Below are 23008 nucleotides of genomic sequence, written 5' to 3' on the forward strand. Positions count from 1 at the left end.
CGCAACTGAAGCGACACAACCGACTCCGCCTCACCCACCGACCGGTTCGCAAATTTGACGACCAGGTCAAACCCTTATGTGAGCGGCATTGCACCCGGCCCGGCATCGGCCGCGATGTGCTCGGCACCCAGGTCGCGCCGCTGATGGAACATCCGGACCTGTTGGAGACGCTGCGGATCCACATCGACAACGACCTCAACCGCCAGCGCACAGCTCGGCAACTCCATGTGCATCCGAACACCGTCGATTACCGGCTGCGCCGAATCGCGCAGCTCACCGGACTCGATCCCGCCGACGCCAGGGGACTGTGGTACCTGCGTTCAGCACTGATTGTCTGGACCGACGGCGGCACCCGACGGCTCCCCGCCGATGCCAGGCGAATGGCCGACTCGCGGTAGTCCGCAGGCTGCTCGCGCCCTCGACAATCCGCGATGGAGGTGCGAAGAATATCCGGACGTGCGACGCACGCCGCGCGGATGCTCATGGAGGTGCGTGCCGTGGCCGATCGAGTGCCCGGAGGACGTCTGGTCAGGAGCGGTCGGTTGGGCAGACTGGCCGCAGGCCAAGCCGTGCGTGGGGTCGGAGCCCGGTTGTCGATGATCGGCAGGACCGAAGAGGCCCGGCGCGTACTCGCCGAACGTTCCACACTCGCGACCGCGCAGCAGGTTGTCACGGTGCTCGGCAGCATGAAAGGCGCGGCGATGAAGCTGGGCCAGATGCTGTCGGTCCTCGATGTCGACCTCGTTCCCGAATCGCATCGCGAACTCTTTCGGACCAAGCTGGCCGAACTCCGCGATCAGGCGCCGGCCGTGCCGTTCGCGGAGATGCTGAAAGTCATCGAGGACGATCTCGGACCCCCTGCGCGCGTATTCGCCGACTTCGACGAGACACCGATCGCCGCGGCATCGATCGGCCAGGTCTATCGGGCACGACTGCACGATGGGCGCACCGTCGCGGTAAAGGTGCAATATCCCGGTGTCGATCGAGCCGTCCACGCGGACATGCGCAATCTCGAGATGCTCAGCAAGCTGTGGAAGTCCATGTTGCCCAGCGCCGCCGACAATGCCGTGCTGGACGAGATCTCGCGCAATATCGGTAACGAACTCGACTATCCGCGGGAAGCCAGGACCCAGCATCGGGTCGCGATGCGTTATCGCGGGCATCCTTTCATCACCGTGCCCGACAGCATCGAAGAGTACTGCGCGCGAAAAGTTCTCGTGACGGAGTTCGTCGAAGGCGACAGTTTCCGGCAGATCCGGACGCTACCCGACGCCGAGCGTGATCGGCTCGGTGAATTGATCTACCGCTTTTACATCAGTTCGCTGTTCTGTGACAACGAATTCTGCGGTGACCCCCACCCGGGCAATATCCTGCTCACGGCGGACGGCGGGCTCGCATTCGTCGATTTCGGACTCTACGACCGGATGGATCCCGCGCATGTCGACTTCGAGCGCGCGTGTCTGCGGGCGGCCGGGGAAAACCGTGCCCATGACCTGTACGAGGCGTGGGTCGCGCGCGGCATCATCGACCCGGATGCGGGCGTCACGGCGGAGGAATGCTTGGAATACGTCTGGGCCGCGGCGGGGTGGCATTTGCTCGACGAGCGGATAATGATCACCCCAGAGGTCGCGACCGGTGCGGTGGTTTTCGCTGTCGATCCTCGTGCTGCCGAGTTCAAAGGTATGCGACAGCAACTGCTTCCGCCGGAGCACGTGTTCTCGCGCCGCGCGGATCTGTTCACCTTCGCTGTGCTCGGTCAGTTGCGAGCCGCCAACAATTGGCATCGACTCGCGCGTGAGTGGCTCTATGACGAGCCTCCCGTCACCGAGATCGGGCGGGCCATCGCAAAATGGCGGGACAACTTGTGACGCTCCCTGTCGCACAGTGATTCACTGATCGAGGCTCGCCTAACCGATCCTCTCGGGTTTTCGGATCCCCCAACCCGCTGATGGACTCCGACGCCTCGCGTTTCGGTTTGCCGGTCCGGAACGGAACTGCGCGCCGCGGTATCTCGTCGGCAGCCCGACCTCATGCGGTGGAACTCGCATTCTCTCGTTCTGTGGCCGCTCATATATCGAGCTGCAACTTTGCAGTGAGCCGCCCAGAATCCGTTGCTGACCAGCGTTTTTCACCGATTTCCGTCCTATCGTTGCTGCCGTTCGACATTGCGAGGCGCGCCTGCCGGCAAGGACAACCATGCCGAAATACGGAAAGGCATTCGATGAGATCAAGCGTCAGTCGGCGAATATTGCGCACCGCCGTATTCACCGTAACCGCGACCATGACGATGGGGTTGAGCGTGCTGACCGTGCACGCGGCCCCGGAGGCGGGTCCGACCGAGCAACAGTTGGCCGATTACATCGCGGCGGGCCGTAAGGCAGCGCCGGTGGCGGATTCGGGGAGTGCGGGGTCGGGGTCGGCGTGTACGTCGGGGAGTGGTGCGGGTTCCGGGAATGGATCCGGTGACTGCTACGGGGGTTCGGGCAGTAGTTCGGGGTCGTCGGGTGGTTATGCCAGTGACACCGTGGGATTCGGTCCGCCGATGACGTCGTGGGTGGCGGCGTTCGGGTACGGATTGACGCATCCGGATGCCGCGCCGCCGGGAGCGAACGACTGGAACTGTAAGCCGACGGCGGAGCATCCGCGTCCGGTGGTATTGGTGCACGGGACGTGGATGAACGCCTACAACGGATTCGCGTTCATGGGGCAGCCGATCAAGGACGCGGGGTTCTGCACGTTCACGTTCAACTATGGACGGTCGAATCTGTTGGAGGGCGGCGGTCTCGGGTCGGTGTTGCCGGGGGTGATGGGCACCGGTTACATCCAGGACTCGGCCAAGCAGTTGGCGGTCTTCGTGGATCGCGTGCTGGCGGCGACGGGAGCCTCGGAGGTGGATCTCGTGGCGCATTCCCAAGGCGGGTCGATGTCGAACTGGTACACGAAGTTCGAAGGTGGCGCGGCGAAGGTGAAGAACTTGGTCACTTTCGGTGCGACGCATCACGGGACGAGTCTCGACGGGATCGGCGCGTTGGGGCGGGCGATCAACAACTTCGGAATCGATGTGCTGGGTTTCATCGAGATTTTCGTGGGGCACGCGGGAATTCAGCAGACGATCGGTTCCGACTTCGTCAACAAGCTGAACGAGCACGGTGACACGATCGCGGGGGTGGACTACACCGTGGTCGGTACCCGGTACGACGAGATCACCAATCCGTATGACCTGACGTTCCTGAAGGCGGCGCCGGGGGTGTCGGTGCAGAACATCACGTTGCAGGACGGGTGTGAGCAGGACGTGTCGGATCATCTGACGATGATGTATTCGCCGCGAGCGTTGTCGATCGCGTTGCGGGCCTTGGACCCGGTGGGTCACCCGAATCTGGAGTGCACGTTCAACCCGTGGCTGCTGGGCGGGGGAGGTTCGCTGTAATCACTGGATTCTCGAGCGTGCGCCGTAGGCGGCGGTTCCAGTGGGACTCCGACGCCGCGTTCCGGCGCACATTCGCCGCGAAGTCTCGATCATCGACGCGTTGCCCCGATCGATGATCCGCACCGCGGCGAAGTGCCCATCGAGCGACCTGGACCCTCGCTCGATGGGCACACCCATGCGGTCAGTGAGCATGTCTGGAGAGCAGCGGCCGACCGACCGGCTCAGACCGCGGCCTCCCAGGCGAACCCGTCCGGGTCCACGAAAGGGCCGATATTGCCGCGGATGGCGATCCGGTGCGATCCGGTGCCTTCCGGTGCGATGCCGGCGTCCTTGGCCGCGGCACGGCGCCCGTAGAGCGCCAGTTTGACCGACGCGGCCGGGGTGGCGAACTCCACGTACTTGCTGCCGAAGCTCTTCGCGACGGCCAGGCCGTGGTCGATGTAGAACTGCTTGGTCGCCTTGACGTTGTCGACCCCGAGGAGCACGACGAAATCGTCGACTTCCCGAGTGGCCGGGCCGGTGTCCTTCTTCGATGACGTCGCCACCTTCCAGAGCGCACCGTCCGGCGCCTGGACGACGCCGCCGTAGCCCCAGAAGCTCTTCTTGACGGGCTTGAGCGTCGTCGCTCCCGCGTCGACAGCGGTACCGACGAGGCTGTCGACGGTGCTCGGCTGAGACACCACCAGCGAGAGCACGTAGCCCCGGAAACCGCTGGTCGGGGCGTCGGAGGCGCGGAAGCGCAGCTTGTCGCCGAGTCCGAACGCGGCGGCGTAGAAGGCCTCGGCGGCGCCCGGATCGGGCACCTCGAGCACGACGGAATCGATTGCGGCCTGATCAGTGGTGAGGTTCATGGCACCAACGCTAGGCGGCGCGCGGCGAGCGACGCTTCTCGATTCCTGACCGGTCGGTTCCGGCGGCCCGGGATCCTGGGTGTGCCTGGTCGGCCGCTGCGGCGTGGCGTCGGGATCGGCTTGCTCGTGTCCGCTGTGGGTGTTTACTGAAGGAGCGGTTCGGTTCGTCCACCCTTCGATGGCGGTTCGAGGTGCGTATGCCGGTATGGCGGATTCGCGAGTTTCGTGACGCTGATCTGGATCAGGCGATCCAGATCTGGGAGCAGAGCCGTATGGACACCGCGGGTGAGCCGGTGTTCGCGTTGGCGGAGGTGCTGGCGTCCGCGCGGGCGGGGCAGCAGGCGGTGGTGGCCGAGATCGGCGAAGAGATGGTCGGTATGGCCGTCGCGCAGGTCCAAGGTGAGCGGGCGTGGGTGTTGGTGGTCGCGCTCGGTGCGCAGTGGCGTCGGCGCGGTATCGGCAGTGCGTTGCTGACCGAACTGGAGAGGCGTCTGCGGGCGGATGGGGTGCGGCGGATCTGCACGCTCGTTCCCGAGGGCGCCACCGGGTCGGTCGCGTTCGAGAATTCCGGCTATCTGCGCAGGACGGGTTTGGTCTTCTACGAGCTGGTCGAACCGTTGGCGCCCGCGCAGTCCAGCCTGCTGAGCGAACTGGGCGGTCGGCTGTTGCCGCCGGGACTGTGGGAGTCGATGGCGGGCATGGACCGAGAGAAAGAGGTCATCGAGCGGCGGATCGTGCTGCCGTTGGCGCGCCCGGATGTCGCGGAACGTTATCGGGTCATGCCACCCAAGAGCGTGATCTTGTTCGGACCGCCGGGGACCGGGAAGACCAGCTTCGCGAAAGCGGTCGCTTCACGGTTGGGTTGGCCGTTCGTGGAGTTGTTCCCGTCTCGGCTTGCCGCGGCGGCAAGCGGTGGTCTCGCGGCCTCTTTGCGCGAGGTGTTCGCGGATTTGAGCGACCTCGATGAACTGCTGTTGTTCATCGATGAGGTCGAGGAGATCGCCGGTGCGCGCGAGGGGACGGCGACCAGCCCGGCGCACGGGGTGACGAACGAGTTGCTGAAGCTGATCCCGGTTTTCCGGGAGGACTACAGCCGATTGCTGATCTGCGCGACCAACTCGGTCCGGTCTCTGGATTCGGCGTTCCTGCGGCCGGGCCGCTTCGACTACGTGATCCCGGTCGGCCCGCCCGACGAGCCCGCACGCAAGGCGATCTGGCGGCGCTACCTGGGTCCGGCAGCCGAGAGCATTGATCTCGAACGCCTGGTCCGCGCGACAGTCCACTTCACTCCCGCGGACATCGAGTTCGCCGCGCGCGCCGGTGCGCAGTCGGCATTCGAACGCGCGGTCTGCGAGGAAACGAGCGAACCCGCCGACCTCGAGGACTATCTTGCCGCCGTCGCGAACACTCGCCTGACGCTGACACCGGAAATCCTGACAGCGTTCGAGCAGGACCAGGCGAACTACACCCGCCTATGAGATTCGGCCACAGTTGAGGCGTGATTCGAGGGGATGCAGGACTCAATACCGAGGAGTGGGCCGCCCTGCGCTGGACGCCTTCGCCGATCACCTCTCCGAGGCCTGCCGAAGGGGGTGCGACTCCATCAACAGTTCATAAGATCTGCGGCGGTCGCTCGGGTCGTACAGGTCGGTCTTGATCAACAACTCGTCGGCGCCGGTGGCATCGACCAGCGCTTGCAACTGCGGTAGCACCGTGGCGGCGCACCCGACGAACACACCGGTCAGCTTGTCACCGGTGTTCCGGATATCCATATACCCGTGTGCTTCAGCGGTTTGCGGGCTGGGCAGTTGTATCGGTCGGCCCTGCCGCCGCCGGGCGATCTTCATTCTCAATGATCCGGCCAGCCACTGCGCTTGCTCGTCGCTGTCGGCGACGATAACCGCCACACTGATGACGATGCGCGGAGCCGGGCACAGCGATGACGCATCGTTCAGGTGCGTGCGACGAAATCGACGACCGATCTAGTCGGATCGGCCCTGGTGTGGGAAAGAAACGTTCGTTTGTGACTCACACCAGAGGTGATTGCGTTAGTTGAGCTGTTGCGGTACTGCCGTGAACCCCGTCTCGCCGACGGTGATGACGCAGTGCGCGTCATGCCGGTCGAGCTCGTGCAGCGCTTCCAACAAATGGGTGGACATAAGCGATTGCCACTGTTGCCATTTCTGGTCTTCGGGATAGAGCGAGGACTTGCTCACCTCGACGTAGTAGGCGCGCAGTTCATCGCCCGTGACCGCGAACTCGATGGGCACATCCAGTCGTTCACCGCCACGGCCGGTGATCTGCAAGCCCCGATCCGACGACGAGATCTCCACCTGCCACTCGCGGCCTGCCGCGATCACCGATTGCGTCAGCTCGGCTGTGGTGGGGTGCGAGCTAGGCACGACATTTACCTCCAGGGAACGCAGTGACGATGACGCCGTTATCGACGATGACTGTGGGTTCGACGGTTTTCGCGATCTGCCCGTTGACGTGGTTGACCAAGTATATCTGCCCTGAGTAACAGGTTCGAGCGCCTTGCGGGACAACGAGGTCGGGGGTATCCAACGATTTACTGATCGCCATGTCAGCGATGTCGCGCCAGTTGCGGTTTTCTATGGCTGCAAGCCCTTGCCACTCCTCGCCGTGCTTGGCTTGGATGTGCCGGAATCCATAGCTGGTGTTACCGCAGGTCAACCGCGCTTTGCTGTATTTCGCGACAACTTTGTCTTCGGGAGTGCTGATACCGCACGCTCCCCACACTTGCTGTGCCGAAGCTGTTGGCGCGGAACTGATGACGGCGGGAATCGTCGCTGCGAGCTATCGATCTCGATCGCACCGAAGAGGTATTGATTTGCGCGATTTCACCGGCCCTCGTATTCAACTGCGCCCCAAAGTGATCTGATCTCATCCAGATCGATCTTCAGCGGATCGACCATCGGGAATTTCCCATTGCCAGCACCGAATCCGCTACAGCAGGCGCGAACGCCTCACTCCGGAGGCGGCGGGGTTGCGGCCCGGCCTGGCCCATCGACGGGTGCCGGGGTTGCGGCGCGAGGAGTTGGCGCGCGGCGGGAGTGACATGTTGGTTATGCACTCCTTGATGCGTCGATGCGTCCGCATGTGTGGCGTCTGCCGGCGACGGCTGACCAGTCGCGATCACGGGTGGTCGCGATGAGACTGTGCGGGTCTGGGCCTCGACACCGGTCAGGAACCCGCGGTCCTTACCGGCTGCACCGCTTCGGTACCTGCGATGGACACCATGCGGTTCGGACAAGCGCCACTTCGCGCTTCGAGAAGCGGGCACTTGCAGAGCGTGGCCATCTGAGGTGGGGTGTGGGCTGCGACCGACGCGTGGTGGGCACGGAACGTCCTAGTGTCAACGCGCCGTCTGATCCTGTCCTCTCATCGCACTGGTCAACGCGGTCCGTGCCAGATCGCGTAGCCAGATGTGTGCGGGGTCGGTGTCATAGCGTTGATGCCATGACAGGTACGCCGGGGCCGGCGGCAGGTCGAACGGGAGCGGTAGCAGGACCAGCCCGAGATCGGCGGCGGCCGAACGCGCCGTGGATTCGGGGGCTGTGACGAGGAGGTCGGAGCCGCGCACGAACTCGAGCGCGGCTCTTTCGGTGGGCGCGGTCGCCACCACACGCCGGGTGAGGTCGAGCCGCGCGAGAGCGTCGTCGAGGATGTTGCCGAGCCTTCCGCGCCGCGAGACGGTGATGTGCTCGGCCGCGGCGTACCGCGCGGCGGTGACGGTCTCGACCTGAGTGAGCGGGTGCTCCCGCCGTACGACGATGACGTGCTGGGTCTCGGCCACCCGATCGGCGCGAATCTCGGGTGCGGTCGGGCGGTCCGCGTTCGCGGCGAGGTCGACCTCGCCGCGCCGCAACTCGGGGGTGTCGATGCTCGATTCCGCGATGAAGCGCAGACGCACGCCCGGCGCCTGCTCGCGCACGGCAGCGAGAAGGGCGGGGCCGCTGAGGGCGACCAGTGCGTCGTGCCAGCGCAGCGTGAAGGTGCGCTCGAGCGTCGCGAGGTCGAGTTCACGGCTTGGCGCCAGCACGCCCTGAACCTGCCGCAGCAGGTCGTGCACCTGTTCCCGGACGGCGAGCGCGTAGGGCGTCGGAGTCATCGTGCGCCCTGTGCGCACCAGGATCTGATCCCCTGTCGCGCGCCGGATTCGGCCGAGGCTTCGGCTCATCGCGGGAGCGGTGACGTGCAGGCGGTCGGCCGCGCCGGCCACGCTGCCTTCCTCCAGGAGAGCGTCGAGCGCGGCGAGCAGATTCAAATCCAATTGCATGAGAGTCATGTTAGACGTGCTTTACATGCACTTGAAGTTAATGATGACCCCTCCTAATGTTCGAAATGCGGGCGCAAAAGCCACGATTCTCGCCCGGCTGACCTCATCCCCCTGCCCAGATAGGAGCACCCGCCATGCCCGAGTCGATTCGCAACACCGGTGTTGCCACAGCTGCCGGCTCCGCCTCCGACGCCGACCTGCTCGCACACACCGCGATCGCCGTACGCACGGCGAGTTCGGCACTGCGGGAGCGCTTCGGCGACGTGGCCCGGTATCAGACCCGCGAAGAGCTGATGGGCGCGCTCGCCGCCAACGACGACACGGTCCTCGACATCCTGCGCCCCCGCCTCGAAGTCCTGCGCCCGGACGCCCGCTGGGTGGAGGAGGAGCTCGACGGCGGCGCTCTGCCGGTCGGCGAATGGTGGGTCGTGGATCCGGTCGAAGGCAATGTCAACCACCTGCACGCCCTGCCGGAGTGGGCGGTGACCGCCACCCTGGTGCGCGACAACCAGCCGGTGCTCACCGCGGTCCACCTGCCGCTGATCGGCGAGACCTACACCGCGCTCGCCGGCGCCGGCGCCCACCGCGACGGCCGGCCGCTGCACGTGTCGGGGACCACGGACCTCGGGCTGAGCATCGTGGCCACGAGCCAGGCCAGGCCGGACGAGGACGAGAAGGTCGTGCGGCGCGTCGGCTCCTCGATCACCGAGATGCTCATCGACGCGCTCGTGGTGCGCACAGCCGTGCCCGCCACCCTGCACCTGCTGAACGTGGCCGCCGGCCGGATCGACGCCTTCTGGCAGTTCGCCGGGGCCCGCGCGGACTTGCTTCCCGGGGCGCTGCTCGTCGCCGAGGCCGGCGGACGGATCTCCACCGCCGAGGGCCGCCCCTGGACCCCGGACAGCGACAGCTTCCTGGCCGCGGCGCCCGGCGTGCACGCCGATGCGGTCGCCACGCTCTCCCGCTGACCACCGACCAGAACAGAAAACTAGGAGGACCAGCTCACCATGAGCAAGATCGTCATTCTCGGCGGCGGCCGCGTCGGCGGCGGCCTGGCCACCGCCCTCACCCGAACCGGGCACGACGTGACCGTGGCGGACCGCTCGCCGGGCGCTGCCGCCGACGCTGCCCGGACAGCGCAGATCGTCATCAACGCCACGCCGGGCGCCGGCTCGCTGGAGCGGCTCGCCGCGCTGCGCGAGCAACTGCGCGGCAAGATCCTGGTAGACGTCTCCAACGCCACCGTCGACGGGCCGGACGGCCTGCCCGCAGACCTGCTCTACCCCGGCTCGAGCCTCGCGGAGCAACTCCAGGAGGCGCTCCCCGAGACGCACGTCGTCAAGACGCTCAACACGATGCTTCACTCGGTGATGACCGCGCCCGCCGCACTCACCCAGACGCCAACCGCGTTCCTCTCCGGTAAGGACCCGGAGGCCAAGCAGGTCGTCCGAGGGCTTCTCGCGGACCTCGGCTGGCACCAGGAGTGGATCACGGACCTCGGCGGGATCGAGAGCGCGCGGGCTGCCGAGGCCGCGATCTTGTTCGTACCGCACGTGATCCGATCCAGCGGATTCGCGCCCTTCGCGATCTCGATCGCTCGCTGATCCGCACGGAGTGCGCCTCCTGCCGAAGGCTTCGTCGATGGCGCCACCTGAACGATGTCGAGCGGCAGCATCTCTACCGGCTCGCACGACCTTGGTCGGAAGGCGACCGCGCGGATGCGCCGCAGCGGGTCCGGCCGGGGTTGCGGCGGCTGCTGGACTCGGCCGCCGACGTGCCCGCGTACATCGTCGGCCGCAACACCGACGTCCTGGCCTGGAACCGACTCGCCGCCGCGCTGATCACGGACTTCGGCGCACTGCCACCCGCCCAGCGGAACCTGGCCCGCCTCGTCTTCCTGGACGAAGGCATGCGCAGCCTCTACGCCGACTGGCCGGAGAAGACGCGCGACGTGGCCGCCTACCTCCGACTCGACGCCGGGCGTCACCCGGACGACCCGGAAACGGCGGCGTTGCTCGACGAGCTTTCCGCGAGCAGCGCGGAATTCCGGAAAGCGTGGGCAGAGCACCAGCTCGAGGACAAGACCCACGGCCGGTACGTCTACCGGCACCCGGTGGTCGGCGAACTGGACCTCGGCTTCGAAACCCTGCGCTTCCCGGACGATCCGGACCAAGCGCTGATCGCGCACACAGTCGAAGACGGGTCGGCCTCGCAAACCGCCTTGCGGTTACTCGCGATCTGGGCTGAGGAAACGCGGCCGGTGAGTTGAGACCACTCTTGCCATCGCGAGTTCCCCTCGTCGAGCGGCGCGCCACCATCGCCGTCCGGAGTCGATGGCACGCCGGCTCTTGCGCACGGTGGGTATCTGTGTGAGCAGGTGTTGCTGATATCGCCACGGCAGTTGTGGCCCGTGCCGAGCCGCCATCGCATAGGCGAGTTGCACGGGGCCGCGGTCGAGATACCGGTCAGCGTGTTCGAACCACATCATGCTGGTGCGGGCGGCCGCCTGGATCGGGCGCAGCGCAGCGCGGCGCAGTGCATCGTAGTTCTCCAGCGCGTCGGTGAGCTCGGCATGCTCGTATAGGTTCTGCGCGAGCACGACGGCGTCGACGATTGCCAACCGGGTGCCGGAACCGATGGTGAAGTGCGTCGTGTGCGCTGCGTCGCCGAGCAGCACCACGTTGTCGTGATACCAGGTCTTGTTGGTCACCTCGGGAAAGCGGCTCCACCTCGCTGCTTCGCCTCGTGTGGTGCTGAGCAAGGAGTGATCGTCGAGAGTGCGCGTAAATATGTTCTCCAAAACGCGCAAGTTCTCCGGGTTGTCCTCGGAATCGAATCCCAGCCCACGCCAAGTCTGCGGTTGGCACTCAACGATGCAGGTGCTGATTTTCCCGGCAATCGACGGGTAGGCATGGAACCAGATCCATCCGGCCGAGGTGTGTTCGAAAGCGAAGGTGAATCGGGTGAAGACCTTGTCCGTACCGAGCCAGACATATCGGTTCTCGCCCAGTGTGACGGACGTGCCGAAACGATCATTACCCAGCCGCCGTACCCGACTGTTCGCGCCGTCGGAGGCGACGACGAGATCGGTGTCGCCGAAACCGGACAGATCGTGCACCTCTCGCCCGTGCTGGACATCGACGCCCAGTTTGCTCGCCCGCCGGGAAAGTACGTCGAGCAATGCCGCGCGCCCCATGCTGAACCCGTAGCCCCCGAAATATGCGGGCGGGTCGTCACGTACATGGATTTCCTGTTCACGCCATAGGGCCGACCCGGCACGGACCGCCTGGGCGCTGTCGGGGTCATTCCGATACAGAATGTCGAGCAGGTCGTCCCAGTACACGACGCCCCAGCCATAGGTGGACCCAGCGGGATCGCGGTCGATCACCGTGATGTCATGAGCCGGGTCGCGTCGCTTCATCGAAATCGCGAAGTACAGCCCGGCCGGCCCGCCACCGACGCACACGATCTTCATATCGTCACCAGCTCCAGCCCGGTCGGTCGAACTTGGCTTCACATGAGCCGCGCTCGATGCGACCGAGCCCGGCACGCTGTACGTGTCCGGGCTCGGTCACCGGCGCTAGAAGCTGCCCCAACCACCCCAGCCGGGGTTCCACCACCCCCAGCCACCGTTACCCCAGCCACCGCCCCAACCCCAACCCCAACCACCGCCGCGGCCCCAGCCGCCGCCACCCCAACCCCAGCCGCCGCGGCCCCAGCCGCCGCCCCAACCCCAGCCGCCGCCATGACCCCAACCAGGGCTGTCGACGAGCTGGGTCGCAGACGTGGGCGTCGTTGCGCGGGCGGTAGGCGCTTGCGCCGCAGCTGCGACGACCGGAACTGCGGCAACAGCGGCTATACCGGCGGCGGCCGCTAACCGGGCGAACTTTGTATGTGAATTCTTTCTGTCGAACATGATAGGGCTCCAGGGACAGTCCCGACCTGCCCGAATTGTACGCGTTTTCGTAGAATTGTAGAAGTTGAAGCGTTGACTCAGATATAATGCCCGCCACCTTCCCGCCGGACGCAGCAGCAGTCGCGGGGACTTGGGGCAAACGGGGCACCGGGGGCGAGTCGCGCGTTCGATCCTTCGACTTCATCCGGCCGGTCCCCGCACCAACCGAATACAGGGACACCACCGTCGAGCCTGCCTCTCGACCGGAACGTAACCCGGCAGCGTCCACCCTCGGTCATGGCAGCGCCATCTAGATCTGGGCGTGCCACCAGATGAGTGCGATAGCGGCGCCGATCCAGAGCGGTGAGGCGAGCTGGTGGTCGAGAACACGACCGCCGTCGCCGACAGTGCGGATCGCGCAGACGACACCACCGTTGGCGGGACGGACCACGCGGTTCGTAACCCGCGGTACGTAGACGAGTTCCCGCAACGACGCCTTCGGTTGGATGACCGGCGCGATCACCGCTGATCGCCCCTGCCAGCAAACTTTTCGCAGAGCGTAGGTGTGTCGAGACCTGGCAGATGTGCCAGTAATCAGTCCAGGTCGGAGCGTGTTTTCACCGGTGGCCTCCGCGTGTGCGAGCGCACTCCGACACGAGGTCGGGAAAGTGTCACGACTGACGGGAATCTGTGCGCGAGAGGGGACTTGAACCCCTACGTCCGTGGACACCAGAACCTAAATCTGGCGCGTCTGCCAATTTCGCCACTCGCGCTTGATGGTACGACCGTCCAAACTCTACCGGGCCAATCGGTCATCGCGAAGCATTGGGTTGGCGTGGCGTACTCGTCAGTAACCTCACCTGGGATTATAACGATTTGGCAAACCTCAATGTGAGGGGCACTCATGTTTCGTACGTGTTGGTAACCCGATGGACCAGCGTGTTCAAACATGAGGCGGAGTCATGTTTACCACTATTCTGGTACGTACGTACTCAAATACTCTGTAGTAGTGGGCGCGCCCAGGGGTAAACGTGAGGATTTCCTCATGATTCTGTGTCATCCTCGCCCGTATCAGGCCGATCAACCGCGATCACTCGTGAACCGGTAGGGACCGGCGTGTCGCCGAGGCATGTCGCATGGAGAAGGAAGTCGAAGCGTCTTGACGATCAACGAGAGCACCAAGACCGAAGCCGGACAGAGCACGAAGGTGGCTGCCGCCGCCGGGAAGGCCGCGTCGGGCGGGGCGCGGTCGCCGCTGTTGGATCGTCTGCTCGGCGGCGTGCCGTACGCGCTCGCCTTCGGTGGGCAGGGGGCGCGGTGGCTCAGCGAGCTGGAGGAGATCGGGCGCGACAGCGCGCTGGAGCCGGAGCTGACCGCGCTGGTCAACGAGGCGGCGGCGCTGTTGGAGCCCGTCGCGGCGCAGTTGCTGGTGGTTCGTCCGGTCGGCTTCGACCCGATCGGCTGGATGCTGGAGAACGAACTCGCCGACGGTGACGAGGGCGAGATCTCCGCGGCCCCGTCCGACGCCGTGCTGCGCTCGGCGGCGGTGTCCATGCCCGGTGTGCTGCTGACCCAGGTGGCGGCCGTGCGGGCGCTGCGGCTGCAAGGTCTCGATCCGGCCGAGCACGCGCCGGTCGCGATCGTCGGGCATTCGCAGGGTCTGCTCGCCGCCGCCGCGGTCGAAGCCGGTGGCGCCCGCGACGCGGAGCTGCTCGCGGTAGCCCAGATGATCGGCGCCGCAGCGGGTTTGGTCGCACGGCGGCGCGGGCTGATGCCGGTGGGCGAGCGCTCGCCGATGGTCGCGGTGTCCAATGTCGATCCCGAGCAGCTCGGCGCCGTGGTGGCCGAGGTGTGTGACGGAGCCGATCCCGCCGCGGCCGTGGTGGTCTCGATCCGCAACGGACGTCGGCGCGCGGTGCTGTCCGGCCCGCCCGCGCAACTCGAGCGGGTGCGGCAGCGGTGCGCGCAGATCCACGACGAGCAGGCACGCGAGCGCGACGCGAAGGTGCGCGGCGGCTCGGTGTTCGCTCCGGTCTTCGAGGACGTGGCCGTCGACGTGGCGTTCCACCACCCGGCGCTGGCCGACACCGTCGACCTGGTGAGCAGCTGGGCCGACCAGTGCGGCCTGGACAAGGAGCTGGCGGGCGAGCTGGCGCGGCAGATCCTGGTCGATCCGATCGACTGGGTGGACGTCGTCGATGGCGTGATCTCCGCGGGCGCGGAGTGGATCCTTGACCTCGGACCGGGCGACCTGCTCTCCCGCGTCACAGGCGGCACGCTGAAGGGCACCGGCCTCGGCATCATCGCAGCCGCTACCCGCGCCGGACAGCGCAGCCTGCTCACCCCCGGCGCCGCGCCGGAGCCCGCGGCCCCGTGGTCGGCGTTCGCGCCGCGGCCGGTGCGGCTGCCCAACGGGCGCATCGTGGTCGAGACGGCCTTCACCAAGCTGACCGGGCGCTCGCCGATCCTGCTCGCGGGCATGACTCCGACCACGGTCGACGCGAAGATCGTCGCGGCCGCGGCGAACGCGGGCCACTGGGCGGAGCTGGCCGGCGGCGGACAGGTGACCGAGCAGATCTTCGCCGACCGGGTGGCCGAGCTGCGGACGCTGCTGCACCCGGGACGCGCGGTGCAGTTCAACTCCTTGTTCCTCGACCCCTACCTGTGGAAGCTGCAGCTGGGCGGTAAGCGACTGGTGCAGCGGGCCCGCACGGCAGGCGCCCCGTTCGACGGCGTCATCGTGACCGCGGGTATCCCGGAGCTGGAGGAAGCTGTCGCGCTGATCCAGGAACTCACCGAGGTCGGGATCAGCCACGTCGCGTTCAAGCCGGGCACGGTCGCCCAGATCCGGGCCGTGCTGCGCATCGCCGACGAGGTCCCGGACTACCCGGTGATCATGCACATCGAGGGCGGCAAGGCCGGTGGTCACCACTCCTGGGAGGACCTGGACGACCTGCTGCTGGACACCTACTCCGAGCTGCGCAACCGCGCCAACGTGGTGGTGTGCGTCGGCGGTGGCATCGGAACCCCCGAGCGGGCGACGGAGTACCTCACCGGCCAGTGGGCGGTCCGGCACGGCTACCCGGTGATGCCGCTGGACGGCGTGCTGGTCGGCACGGCGGCCATGGCCACGCTGGAGGCCACCACCGCGCCCGAGGTCAAGCAACTGCTCGTGGACACTCCCGGCACGCCCGACTGGGTCGGTGCGGGCACCGCGTCCGGCGGCATGGCCTCGGGCCGCAGCCAGCTGGGCGCCGACATCCACGAGATCGACAACGCCGCTTCGCGCACCGGCCGACTGCTGGACGAGGTCGCGGGCGACGCGGAGGCGGTCGCGGCGCGTCGCGACGAGATCATCGCGGCGCTGAACGTCACCGCCAAGCCGTACTTCGGCGACCTGGCCACCATGACCTACCAGGACTGGCTGGAGCGCTACGTCGAGCTCGCGGTCGGGCTGGACCGTCGCAAGGACTTCGACTGCGGCAGCGACCTCGGCGACGCGATCGCCGAGGCGACCCGTTCGGTGTGGCTGGACATCACGTGGCGGGACCGGTTCGCGGAGATGGTGCGCCGCACCGAATCCCGGCTGCACCCGGCCGACCGCGGCGAGATCCCCACGCTGTTCGCGAGCGACGACGACTTCGAGAACCCGGTCGCGGCGCTGTGCGCCTTGAAGGACGCCTACCCCGCCACGGCCCAGACGCTGCTGCACCCGGCCGACATCCCGTTCTTCATCGCGTTGTGCAAGACCCCGGGCAAGCCGGTGAACTTCGTGCCCGTCGTGGACGGCGACGTGCGTCGCTGGTGGCGCTCGGATTCGCTGTGGCAGGCGCACGATCCGCGCTACTCGGCCGATCAGGTGTGCGTCATTCCCGGCACGGTCGCGGTCGCGGGCATCACCCGGGTCGATGAGCCGGTCGGCGAACTGCTCGACCGCTTCGAACAGGACACGGCGTACTCCCTGGTGCGCGCGGGCGTGGCGCCCACCCCGGTGGACGCGCGTCGCACGGCGGGCGTCACGAGCGGCCCGATCGACGCCGTGCTGGCCGCCCCGGACGTGCAGTGGGCCGGACGCACCGCGATCAGCCCGGTGCACCGGCTCGGTGACCTGTCCGAGTGGGTCGTCGACGGCAAGGGTGCGGTGCATCCGCCCACCGGCGCGACGCTGGTCGAGACCACAGGCGCCGAGCCGGAGCACGCCTACGTGGAGCTGACCGTCCCGCTGCTGGCCGGCAACGCGGTGCGCATCCGGATCACCGTGCCGACCTCGGTCTACAACGGTGGCGCCCCGGTCGTCACCGAGGCCGACGCCGACGAGGCCATGGCCGCGCTGCTCGCGGTCGCCGCGGGCCAGGCTCTGCCGGAGGTCAAGGGCAAGGTCGCCCACGTGAATCTGGCCTGGACGCCGGATCTGATCGCCGATCACGCCGGGGTCACCGGCTCCGGCCTGCCCGCCACGCTGAGCACGCTCGGCCGCACCGTGCCGGACGTGCTGGTCGGCGCGTGCTGGCCCGCCGTGTTCGCGGTGCTCGGCGCGACCCGCACCGCGAAGGGCGAGAGCGTCATCGAGGGCATGCTCGACCTGGTGCACCTGGACCACCAAGTGCACCTCGCCGGTGCGCTGCCCGCCGAGACCAGTGTGCTGGCGGTGCGCGCGGAGGCCGGGGAGACCGTCGACACCGACCTGGGCCGGGTCGTCGAGGTGCACGTGCGGATCACCGCCATGCTGGACAAGCCCGAGACCGGGATGTCGATGCCGGTGCTGGCCACTCTCACCGAGCGGTTCGCGATCCGCGGGCGCAACGGCGCGGGCGAACTGGCCGATCCGCCGCGCGCGGCGGGCACGGTGTCCGACGCGGCCACCGACACCCCGCGCAGGCGTCGCCGCGACGTCACGATCGTGGCTCCGCGCACCATGCACGCCTTCGCCGCCGTCTCCGGCGACCACAACCCGATCCACACCAGCGATGCCGCGGCGAAGCTCGCCGGGCTCGGCAGCCCGATCGTGCACGGCATGTGGCTGTCGGCGGCCGCGCAGCACGTCGTGTCGGCGGTCGATCCCACGAGTCCGGTGCCCGCGCGGACGGTGACCGCGTGGACCACCCGGTTCCTCGGCATGGTCCGTCCCGGTGCGCAGATCGATGTGCGCGTCGAGCGGGTCGCGCTCGACGCGGGCAGCGAGATCGTCGAGGTCTCCTGCCGCGCCGAAGGCGAGCTGGTGATGACCGCGACCGGTCGCACCGTGGCGCCGAAGACCGTCTACGCCTTCCCCGGACAGGGCATCCAGCGCAAGGGGATGGGGCTGGACGCCCGCTCCCGGTCGAAGGCGGCCAAGGAGATCTGGGACCGCGCGGACAAGCACACCCGTGCGGCGCTCGGCTTCTCGATTCTCGCCGTGGTGCGCGACAACCCGACCTACCTGAAGGCGCGCGGCGTCGAACACCGCCACCCGGACGGCGTGCTGCACCTGACCCAGTTCACCCAGGTCGCCATGGCGACCCTCGGCGTCGCTCAGATGGCGGAACTGCGCGAGTCCGGTGCGTTCGTCGAGGGCGCGCTGCTCGCGGGCCACTCGGTGGGCGAGTACAACGCGCTCGCCGCCGTCGCCGGAGTGCTGCCGCTGGAGGCGGTGCTCGAGGTCGTGTTCCAGCGCGGTTCCGCGATGCACGAGCTGGTGCCGCGGGATGCGCAGGGACGCAGCGACTATCGGATGGCTGCGATCCGGCCCTCACAGATCGGATTGCCCGACGCGGAGGTCGTCGGCTTCGTCAAGGAAGTCGGCGATCGGGTCGGGGAGTTCCTCGAGGTGGTCAACCTGAACCTGCGCGGTTCGCAGTACGCGATCGCGGGCACGGTGGCCGGGCTGGACGCGCTGGAGCAGGAGATCGACCGTCGTCGCGCCGAATTCGGCGGCAAGCGGGCGTTCATCCTGGTCCCCGGCATCGACGTGCCGTTCCACTCGACGGTGCTGCGCAAGGGCGTTCCGGAGTTCCGGCAGAAGCTCGAGCAGCTGCTGCCGGTGGATCTGCGCCCGGAGACCTTGATCGGCCGCTACATCCCGAACCTGGTGCCGAGGCTGTTCACGCTCGACCGGGCGTTCGTGCAAGAGATCGCGGACCTGGTGCCGTCCGAACCGCTCGCGGAGGTGCTGGCCGACTTCGACAGCTGGGCCGCCCGGCCGACCGAGCTGTGCCGCGTGGTGCTGATCGAGTTGCTCGCGTGGCAGTTCGCCAGCCCGGTGCGCTGGATCGAGACCCAGGACCTGCTGTTCACCGACCCCGCACAGGGCGGCCTCGGCATCGAGCGGTTCATCGAGATCGGTCTCGGCGCGACGCCGACGGTGGCCAACCTGGCCAGCCAGACGTTGAAGCTGCCCGCGTTCGGCGGAGCCAAGGTGGAGGTGCTCAACATCGAGCGCGAGGCGGCGATCGTCTACGCGACCGACACCGATCCCGCCCCGGTCGACGAGCCGGTGGAGGAGCCTGCCGCCGCCGCGGCTCCGGCAGCGGCCGTCGCCGCCGCCCCCGTGGCCGCGCCCGCTCCGAGTTCGGGCGGCCCGCGTCCGGACGACATCGCGTTCACCGCCGCCGACGCCACGCGCGTGCTGATCGCGCTGTGGACCAAGTTGCGGCTGGACCAGATCGGCCCGGTGGACACCATCGAGGGCCTGTGCGACGGCGTGTCGTCCCGGCGCAACCAGCTGCTGGTCGACCTCGGCTCCGAGCTCTCGCTCGGTGCGATCGACGGCGCGGCCGACGCCGACATGGGGGCGCTGTCCGCGACGGTGGAGCGGCTGGCCCGCACCTACCGTCCATTCGGCACGGTGCTCACCGACGCCATCGGCGACCATCTGCGCAAGGTGTTCGGGCCGTCCGGCAAGCGTCCGGCCGCCATCGCGGACCGGGTCAAGAAGGTCTGGGAACTCGGTGACGGGTGGGCCAGCCACGTGACCGCCGAGGTGTCGCTCGGCACCAGGGAAGGCACCAGCGTGCGTGGTGGCGACCTGGGCGGCCTGGTCTCCGGCGCGCTGGGCGACGCCGCCTCGGTCGACGCGGCCATCGATGCCGCCGTGCAGGCCGTCGCGGCCCGTCGCGGTGTCGCGGTGTCGCTGCCCTCGGCGGGCGGCGGTGGCGGTGCGACCGTCGACGCCGCCGCGCTGGGCGAGTTCACCGAGCAGATCACCGGACGCGACGGCGTGCTCGCCACGGCCGCGCGCGTCGTACTGGAACAGCTCGGACTGTCCGAGCGCGTCTCCGCGCCGGAAGCGACCGACAGCTCCCTGGTCGATCTGGTGTCGGCCGAACTCGGTTCGGACTGGCCGCGTCTTGTGGCGCCGGCGTTCGACGCCCGCAAGGCGGTGCTGCTGGACGACCGGTGGGCCACGGCGCGCGAGGACTTGGCCCGGCTGTGGCTCGCCGACGACGCCGGCAGCGCGAACGGACCGATCACCGGGTTCATCGGTGCGGGAGAAGCCGTTGCGGCGCAGGCGAACTGGTGGCGGCAGCGGGCGATGCACGAAGCGCGCTCGGTGCTGGCCGGCCTGTACGAGCGCATCGCCGAGGCGGCGCTGAGCACGGAGGAGCCCGGGCTGTGGTCCTCCGACATCGCGGTGATCACCGGCGCGAGCAAGGGATCCATCGCCGCGGCGACGACCGGCAGGCTGCTCAGCGGTGGCGCCACGGTCGTGGTCACCACCTCGTCGCTGAACGACGAACGCCTCGCCTTCTACCGGAAGCTCTACCGCGACAACGCCCGGCACGGCGCGGCTCTGTGGGTGGTGCCCGCCAACATGGCGTCCTACCAGGACGTCGACGCCCTGATCGACTGGATCGGCACCGAGCAGGTCGACAGCGCGGGCGGCGCGAAGATCAAGGTCAAGGACGCGATGACGCCCACGCTGCTGCTGCCGTTCGCGGCGCCGCGGGTGGCCGGTGACCTCGCCGACGCGGGCGCGCGCGCCGAAATGGAGATGCGCGTGCTGCTCTGGTCGGTCGAACGGCTGATCGGCGGGCTGTCCAAGCTGGGCGCCGATCACGACGTGGACGCGAAACTGCATGTGGTGCTGCCGGGTTCGCCCAACCGCGGCATGTTCGGCGGCGACGGCGCCTACGGCGAGTCGAAGGCGGCGCTGGACGCGGTGGTCGCCAAGTGGCGGGCCGAGAAGTCGTGGTCGACCCGGGTCACCCTGGTGCACGCGCTGATCGGCTGGGTGCGCGGCACCGGACTGATGGGTCACAACGATCCGATGGTCGAGGCGGTCGAGAAGGCGGGTGTGCAGACCTGGTCCACCGCAGAGATGGCCGACGAGTTGCTCAAGTGGTGCACCTCGCGGGCCCGCCAGGTGACCGCGACCGGCCCGCAGCAGATCGACCTGACCGGTGGGTTGGCCAGGGCCAAGCTGGACCTGCCCGCGCTGGCCAAGCAGGCCGCGGAGCAGGCGGAGGCGGAGACCGACGCGGACGAGGGTCGCACGATCGCCGCGCTGCCCGCGCCGCCGACCGTGACCTCCGCGCTGCCGGTGCCCGAGTGGGGCGAGGTGACGGCGGATCCGGCCGACATGGTGGTCATCGTCGGCGCGGGCGAGCTGGGCCCGTACGGCTCGGCGCGCACCCGCTTCGAGATGGAGGTCTCCGACGAGCTGTCGGTGGCGGGCGTGCTGGAACTGGCTTGGACCACCGGCATGGTCACCTGGGAGAACGACCCGAAGCCGGGCTGGTACGACGCCGCGTCCGGTGACTACGTCCCCGAGCACGAGCTGGCCGAGCGCTACCACGACGCCGTTGTCGCCCGTTGCGGTGTGCGCCGCTACGAGGACGACGGCGCCATGACCGACAATTCGGCCCCACTGATGACCTCGGTCTTCCTCGACCAGGACCTGTCGTTCACGGTGGGCGGCGAGGCCGAGGCGCGTGCCTTCCACGCCGCCGATCCGGAGCACACGGTGATCACACCGGTCGCGGACTCCGGCGACTGGACGGTGACGCGCCGAGCGGGCACGGAGATCCGCGTGCCGCGCCGCGCCAAGCTCTCGCGCACCGTCGGCGGCCAGATCCCGACCGGCTGGGACCCGACCATCTGGGGCATCTCGCCCGATATGGCCGCTTCGGTGGACCGGGTCGCGCTGTGGAACATCGTCTGCACAGTCGACGCGTTCATCGGCTCCGGGTTCAGCCCCGCTGAGCTGATGAGCTGGGTGCACCCCTCGCTGGTCGCCAACACGCAGGGCACCGGCATGGGCGGCATGTCCTCGATGCGCTCGCTGTACATCGACAACCTGCTCGGTGAGTCCCGCCCGAACGACATCCTGCAGGAGGCGCTGCCGAACGTGGCGCTGGCGCACGTGGTGCAGTCCTACGTCGGCAGCTACGGCGCGATGGTGCACCCGGTCGCGGCCTGCGCGACCGCCGCGGTGTCGGTCGAGGAGGGCGTCGACAAGATCCGGCTGGGCAAGGCCGATCTGGTCGTGGCAGGCGGCTACGACGATCTCGGCATCGAGGGCATCGTCGGCTTCGGTGACATGTCGGCCACCGCGGATTCCGCGGCCATGAGCGCCAAGGGCATCAGCGACCGGTACTTCTCCCGCGCCAACGATCGCCGCCGCGGCGGGTTCATCGAATCGCAGGGCGGCGGCACGGTCCTGCTGGCGCGCGGCAGCGTCGCGCTGGAGATGGGCCTGCCGGTGCTGGGCGTGGTGGCCTACGCGCAGTCCTTCGCCGACGGCGTGCACACGTCCATCCCGGCTCCGGGTCTGGGCGCGCTGGGCGCCGGTCGTGGCGGGACGGAATCCCGGCTGGCGACCGAACTGCGCAAGCTCGGCGTCACCCCGGACGAGATCGCGGTGGTGTCCAAGCACGACACCTCGACGGCCGCCAACGACCCGAACGAGTCGGAACTGCACGAGCGGCTCGCGACGGCCATCGGGCGCTCGGACGGCGCTCCGCTGTTCGTCGTCTCGCAGAAGACCCTCACCGGGCATGCGAAGGGCGGGGCGGCCGCATTCCAGCTCATCGGCCTGTGCCAGGTGCTGGAGCAGGGCGTCATCCCGCCGAACCGCAGCCTCGACTGCGTCGACGAGAAGATGCTGGCCTTCCCGCACCTGGTGTGGCTGCGCGAACCGCTGCGGCTGGGCGGTCGCCTTCCGCTGAAGGCGGGTCTGGTCACCTCGCTCGGCTTCGGCCACGTGAACGGTCTGCTGGCGATCGTGCACCCGGAGGCGTTCATCCAGGCCATCGAGCCGGGACGGCGCGAGGAGTACCAGCGCACGGCGCAGGAGCGTCAGCTGGCCGGCCGCCAGCGGTTCGTGGAGGCGATGTGCGGCGGCGCGCCGCTGTACGAACGTCCCGCGGATCGCAGGCTCGGCGGGGAGGGCACCCCCTCCCAGCGGGCGCGTCAGCTGGAGGCCGACGTGCTGCTCTCGCCGGAGGCGCGCCTGGATCAGGACGGCGCCTACCGCGCGAAGGGCATCGGATGCGCGTAACCGGAAGCGCGGCGGGGCAACTCGCCGCGCCGGGTCCGTGCGCGGGCTCGCCGAGGAC

At 68.2% G+C, this 23008-nt stretch carries 15 protein-coding genes and 1 tRNA gene; 8 read left to right on the top strand and 8 right to left on the bottom strand.

Annotated features, from left to right (window positions below):
- The 3 genes from ACWEO7_RS24360 to ACWEO7_RS24370 form a co-directional block, all read left to right on the top strand.
- The coding region (locus ACWEO7_RS24360; protein ID WP_452426372.1) for a PucR family transcriptional regulator at positions 1-398 on the top strand (398 nt) is incomplete at its 5' end.
- A gap of 99 nt (positions 399-497) precedes the next feature.
- Entirely contained in the window at positions 498-1868 is a 1371-nt protein-coding gene (locus ACWEO7_RS24365; RefSeq protein WP_452426374.1) for an ABC1 kinase family protein, read from the top strand.
- Between the two features lie 413 nt (positions 1869-2281).
- On the top strand, positions 2282-3427 hold the full coding sequence (locus ACWEO7_RS24370) for an esterase/lipase family protein (RefSeq protein WP_452426376.1): 1146 nt from the start codon (positions 2282-2284) through the stop codon (positions 3425-3427).
- Between the two features lie 221 nt (positions 3428-3648).
- Here the strand turns inward: ACWEO7_RS24370 and ACWEO7_RS24375 are convergent, their stop codons facing one another.
- Entirely contained in the window at positions 3649-4278 is a 630-nt protein-coding gene (locus ACWEO7_RS24375) for a glyoxalase (RefSeq protein ID WP_450023937.1), read from the bottom strand.
- 197 nt (positions 4279-4475) lie between these two features.
- On the opposite strand from ACWEO7_RS24375, the gene ACWEO7_RS24380 reads away from it, so the two are divergent.
- Positions 4476-5756, top strand: coding sequence for an ATP-binding protein (locus ACWEO7_RS24380; RefSeq protein ID WP_452426378.1), 1281 nt, complete (start codon positions 4476-4478; stop codon positions 5754-5756).
- 87 nt (positions 5757-5843) lie between these two features.
- On the opposite strand, the gene ACWEO7_RS24385 is transcribed toward ACWEO7_RS24380, so the two are convergent.
- The 4 genes from ACWEO7_RS24385 to ACWEO7_RS24400 all read right to left on the bottom strand — a co-directional run bounded on the left by ACWEO7_RS24385 (position 5844) and on the right by ACWEO7_RS24400 (position 8578).
- Complete coding sequence (locus ACWEO7_RS24385) at positions 5844-6185, bottom strand: hypothetical protein (protein WP_452426380.1); 342 nt, start codon at positions 6183-6185, stop codon at positions 5844-5846.
- A gap of 141 nt (positions 6186-6326) precedes the next feature.
- Positions 6327-6680: a hypothetical protein gene (locus tag ACWEO7_RS24390; RefSeq protein WP_450023931.1), complete on the bottom strand. Its 354-nt coding sequence runs from the start codon at positions 6678-6680 to the stop codon at positions 6327-6329.
- Complete coding sequence (locus ACWEO7_RS24395; protein ID WP_452426382.1) at positions 6673-7038, bottom strand: hypothetical protein; 366 nt, start codon at positions 7036-7038, stop codon at positions 6673-6675. The genes ACWEO7_RS24390 and ACWEO7_RS24395 overlap by 8 nt, the downstream gene beginning before the upstream one ends.
- Before the next feature lie 616 nt (positions 7039-7654).
- Positions 7655-8578, bottom strand: coding sequence for a LysR family transcriptional regulator (locus ACWEO7_RS24400; RefSeq protein WP_452426384.1), 924 nt, complete (start codon positions 8576-8578; stop codon positions 7655-7657).
- 134 nt (positions 8579-8712) lie between these two features.
- Here ACWEO7_RS24400 and ACWEO7_RS24405 point away from each other — a divergent pair, with 134 nt between their 5' ends.
- The 3 genes from ACWEO7_RS24405 (at position 8713) to ACWEO7_RS24415 (ending at position 10847) form a co-directional block, all read left to right on the top strand.
- Positions 8713-9546 (top strand): inositol monophosphatase family protein, encoded by an 834-nt coding sequence (locus ACWEO7_RS24405; protein ID WP_452426386.1) that lies wholly within the window; start codon positions 8713-8715, stop codon positions 9544-9546.
- A gap of 39 nt (positions 9547-9585) precedes the next feature.
- On the top strand, positions 9586-10182 hold the full coding sequence (locus ACWEO7_RS24410) for an NADPH-dependent F420 reductase (protein WP_452426387.1): 597 nt from the start codon (positions 9586-9588) through the stop codon (positions 10180-10182).
- A gap of 140 nt (positions 10183-10322) precedes the next feature.
- Positions 10323-10847, top strand: a complete 525-nt coding sequence (locus tag ACWEO7_RS24415; protein ID WP_452426389.1) for an MmyB family transcriptional regulator — start codon at positions 10323-10325, stop codon at positions 10845-10847.
- On the opposite strand, the gene ACWEO7_RS24420 is transcribed toward ACWEO7_RS24415, so the two are convergent.
- From ACWEO7_RS24420 to ACWEO7_RS24430, 3 genes are all read right to left on the bottom strand, one after another.
- Positions 10806-12053: an FAD-dependent monooxygenase gene (locus ACWEO7_RS24420; protein WP_452426390.1), complete on the bottom strand. Its 1248-nt coding sequence runs from the start codon at positions 12051-12053 to the stop codon at positions 10806-10808. The genes ACWEO7_RS24415 and ACWEO7_RS24420 overlap by 42 nt on opposite strands.
- A 730-nt stretch (positions 12054-12783) precedes the next feature.
- Entirely contained in the window at positions 12784-12996 is a 213-nt protein-coding gene (locus ACWEO7_RS24425; RefSeq protein WP_452426392.1) for a hypothetical protein, read from the bottom strand.
- 168 nt (positions 12997-13164) lie between these two features.
- A tRNA-Leu gene (locus ACWEO7_RS24430) sits at positions 13165-13246 on the bottom strand.
- Between the two features lie 386 nt (positions 13247-13632).
- Between ACWEO7_RS24430 and ACWEO7_RS24435 the strand changes: the two genes are divergently transcribed.
- On the top strand, positions 13633-22950 hold the full coding sequence (locus tag ACWEO7_RS24435) for a fatty acid synthase subunit beta domain-containing protein (RefSeq protein ID WP_452426393.1): 9318 nt from the start codon (positions 13633-13635) through the stop codon (positions 22948-22950).
- Positions 22951-23008: the final 58 nt, after the last annotated feature.

The sequence above is a fragment of the Nocardia sp. NPDC004260 genome (genome assembly GCF_053603155.1).

Coding starts and splice junctions, on each gene's coding strand:
- ACWEO7_RS24410 (WP_452426387.1), top strand. CDS start 9,586: ATGAGCAAGATCGTCATTCTCGGCGGCGGCCGCGTCGGCGGCGGCCTG.
- ACWEO7_RS24380 (WP_452426378.1), top strand. CDS start 4,476: ATGCCGGTATGGCGGATTCGCGAGTTTCGTGACGCTGATCTGGATCAG.
- ACWEO7_RS24420 (WP_452426390.1), bottom strand. CDS start 12,053: ATGAAGATCGTGTGCGTCGGTGGCGGGCCGGCCGGGCTGTACTTCGCG.
- ACWEO7_RS24405 (WP_452426386.1), top strand. CDS start 8,713: ATGCCCGAGTCGATTCGCAACACCGGTGTTGCCACAGCTGCCGGCTCC.
- ACWEO7_RS24370 (WP_452426376.1), top strand. CDS start 2,282: ATGACGATGGGGTTGAGCGTGCTGACCGTGCACGCGGCCCCGGAGGCG.
- ACWEO7_RS24375 (WP_450023937.1), bottom strand. CDS start 4,278: ATGAACCTCACCACTGATCAGGCCGCAATCGATTCCGTCGTGCTCGAG.
- ACWEO7_RS24400 (WP_452426384.1), bottom strand. CDS start 8,578: ATGCAATTGGATTTGAATCTGCTCGCCGCGCTCGACGCTCTCCTGGAG.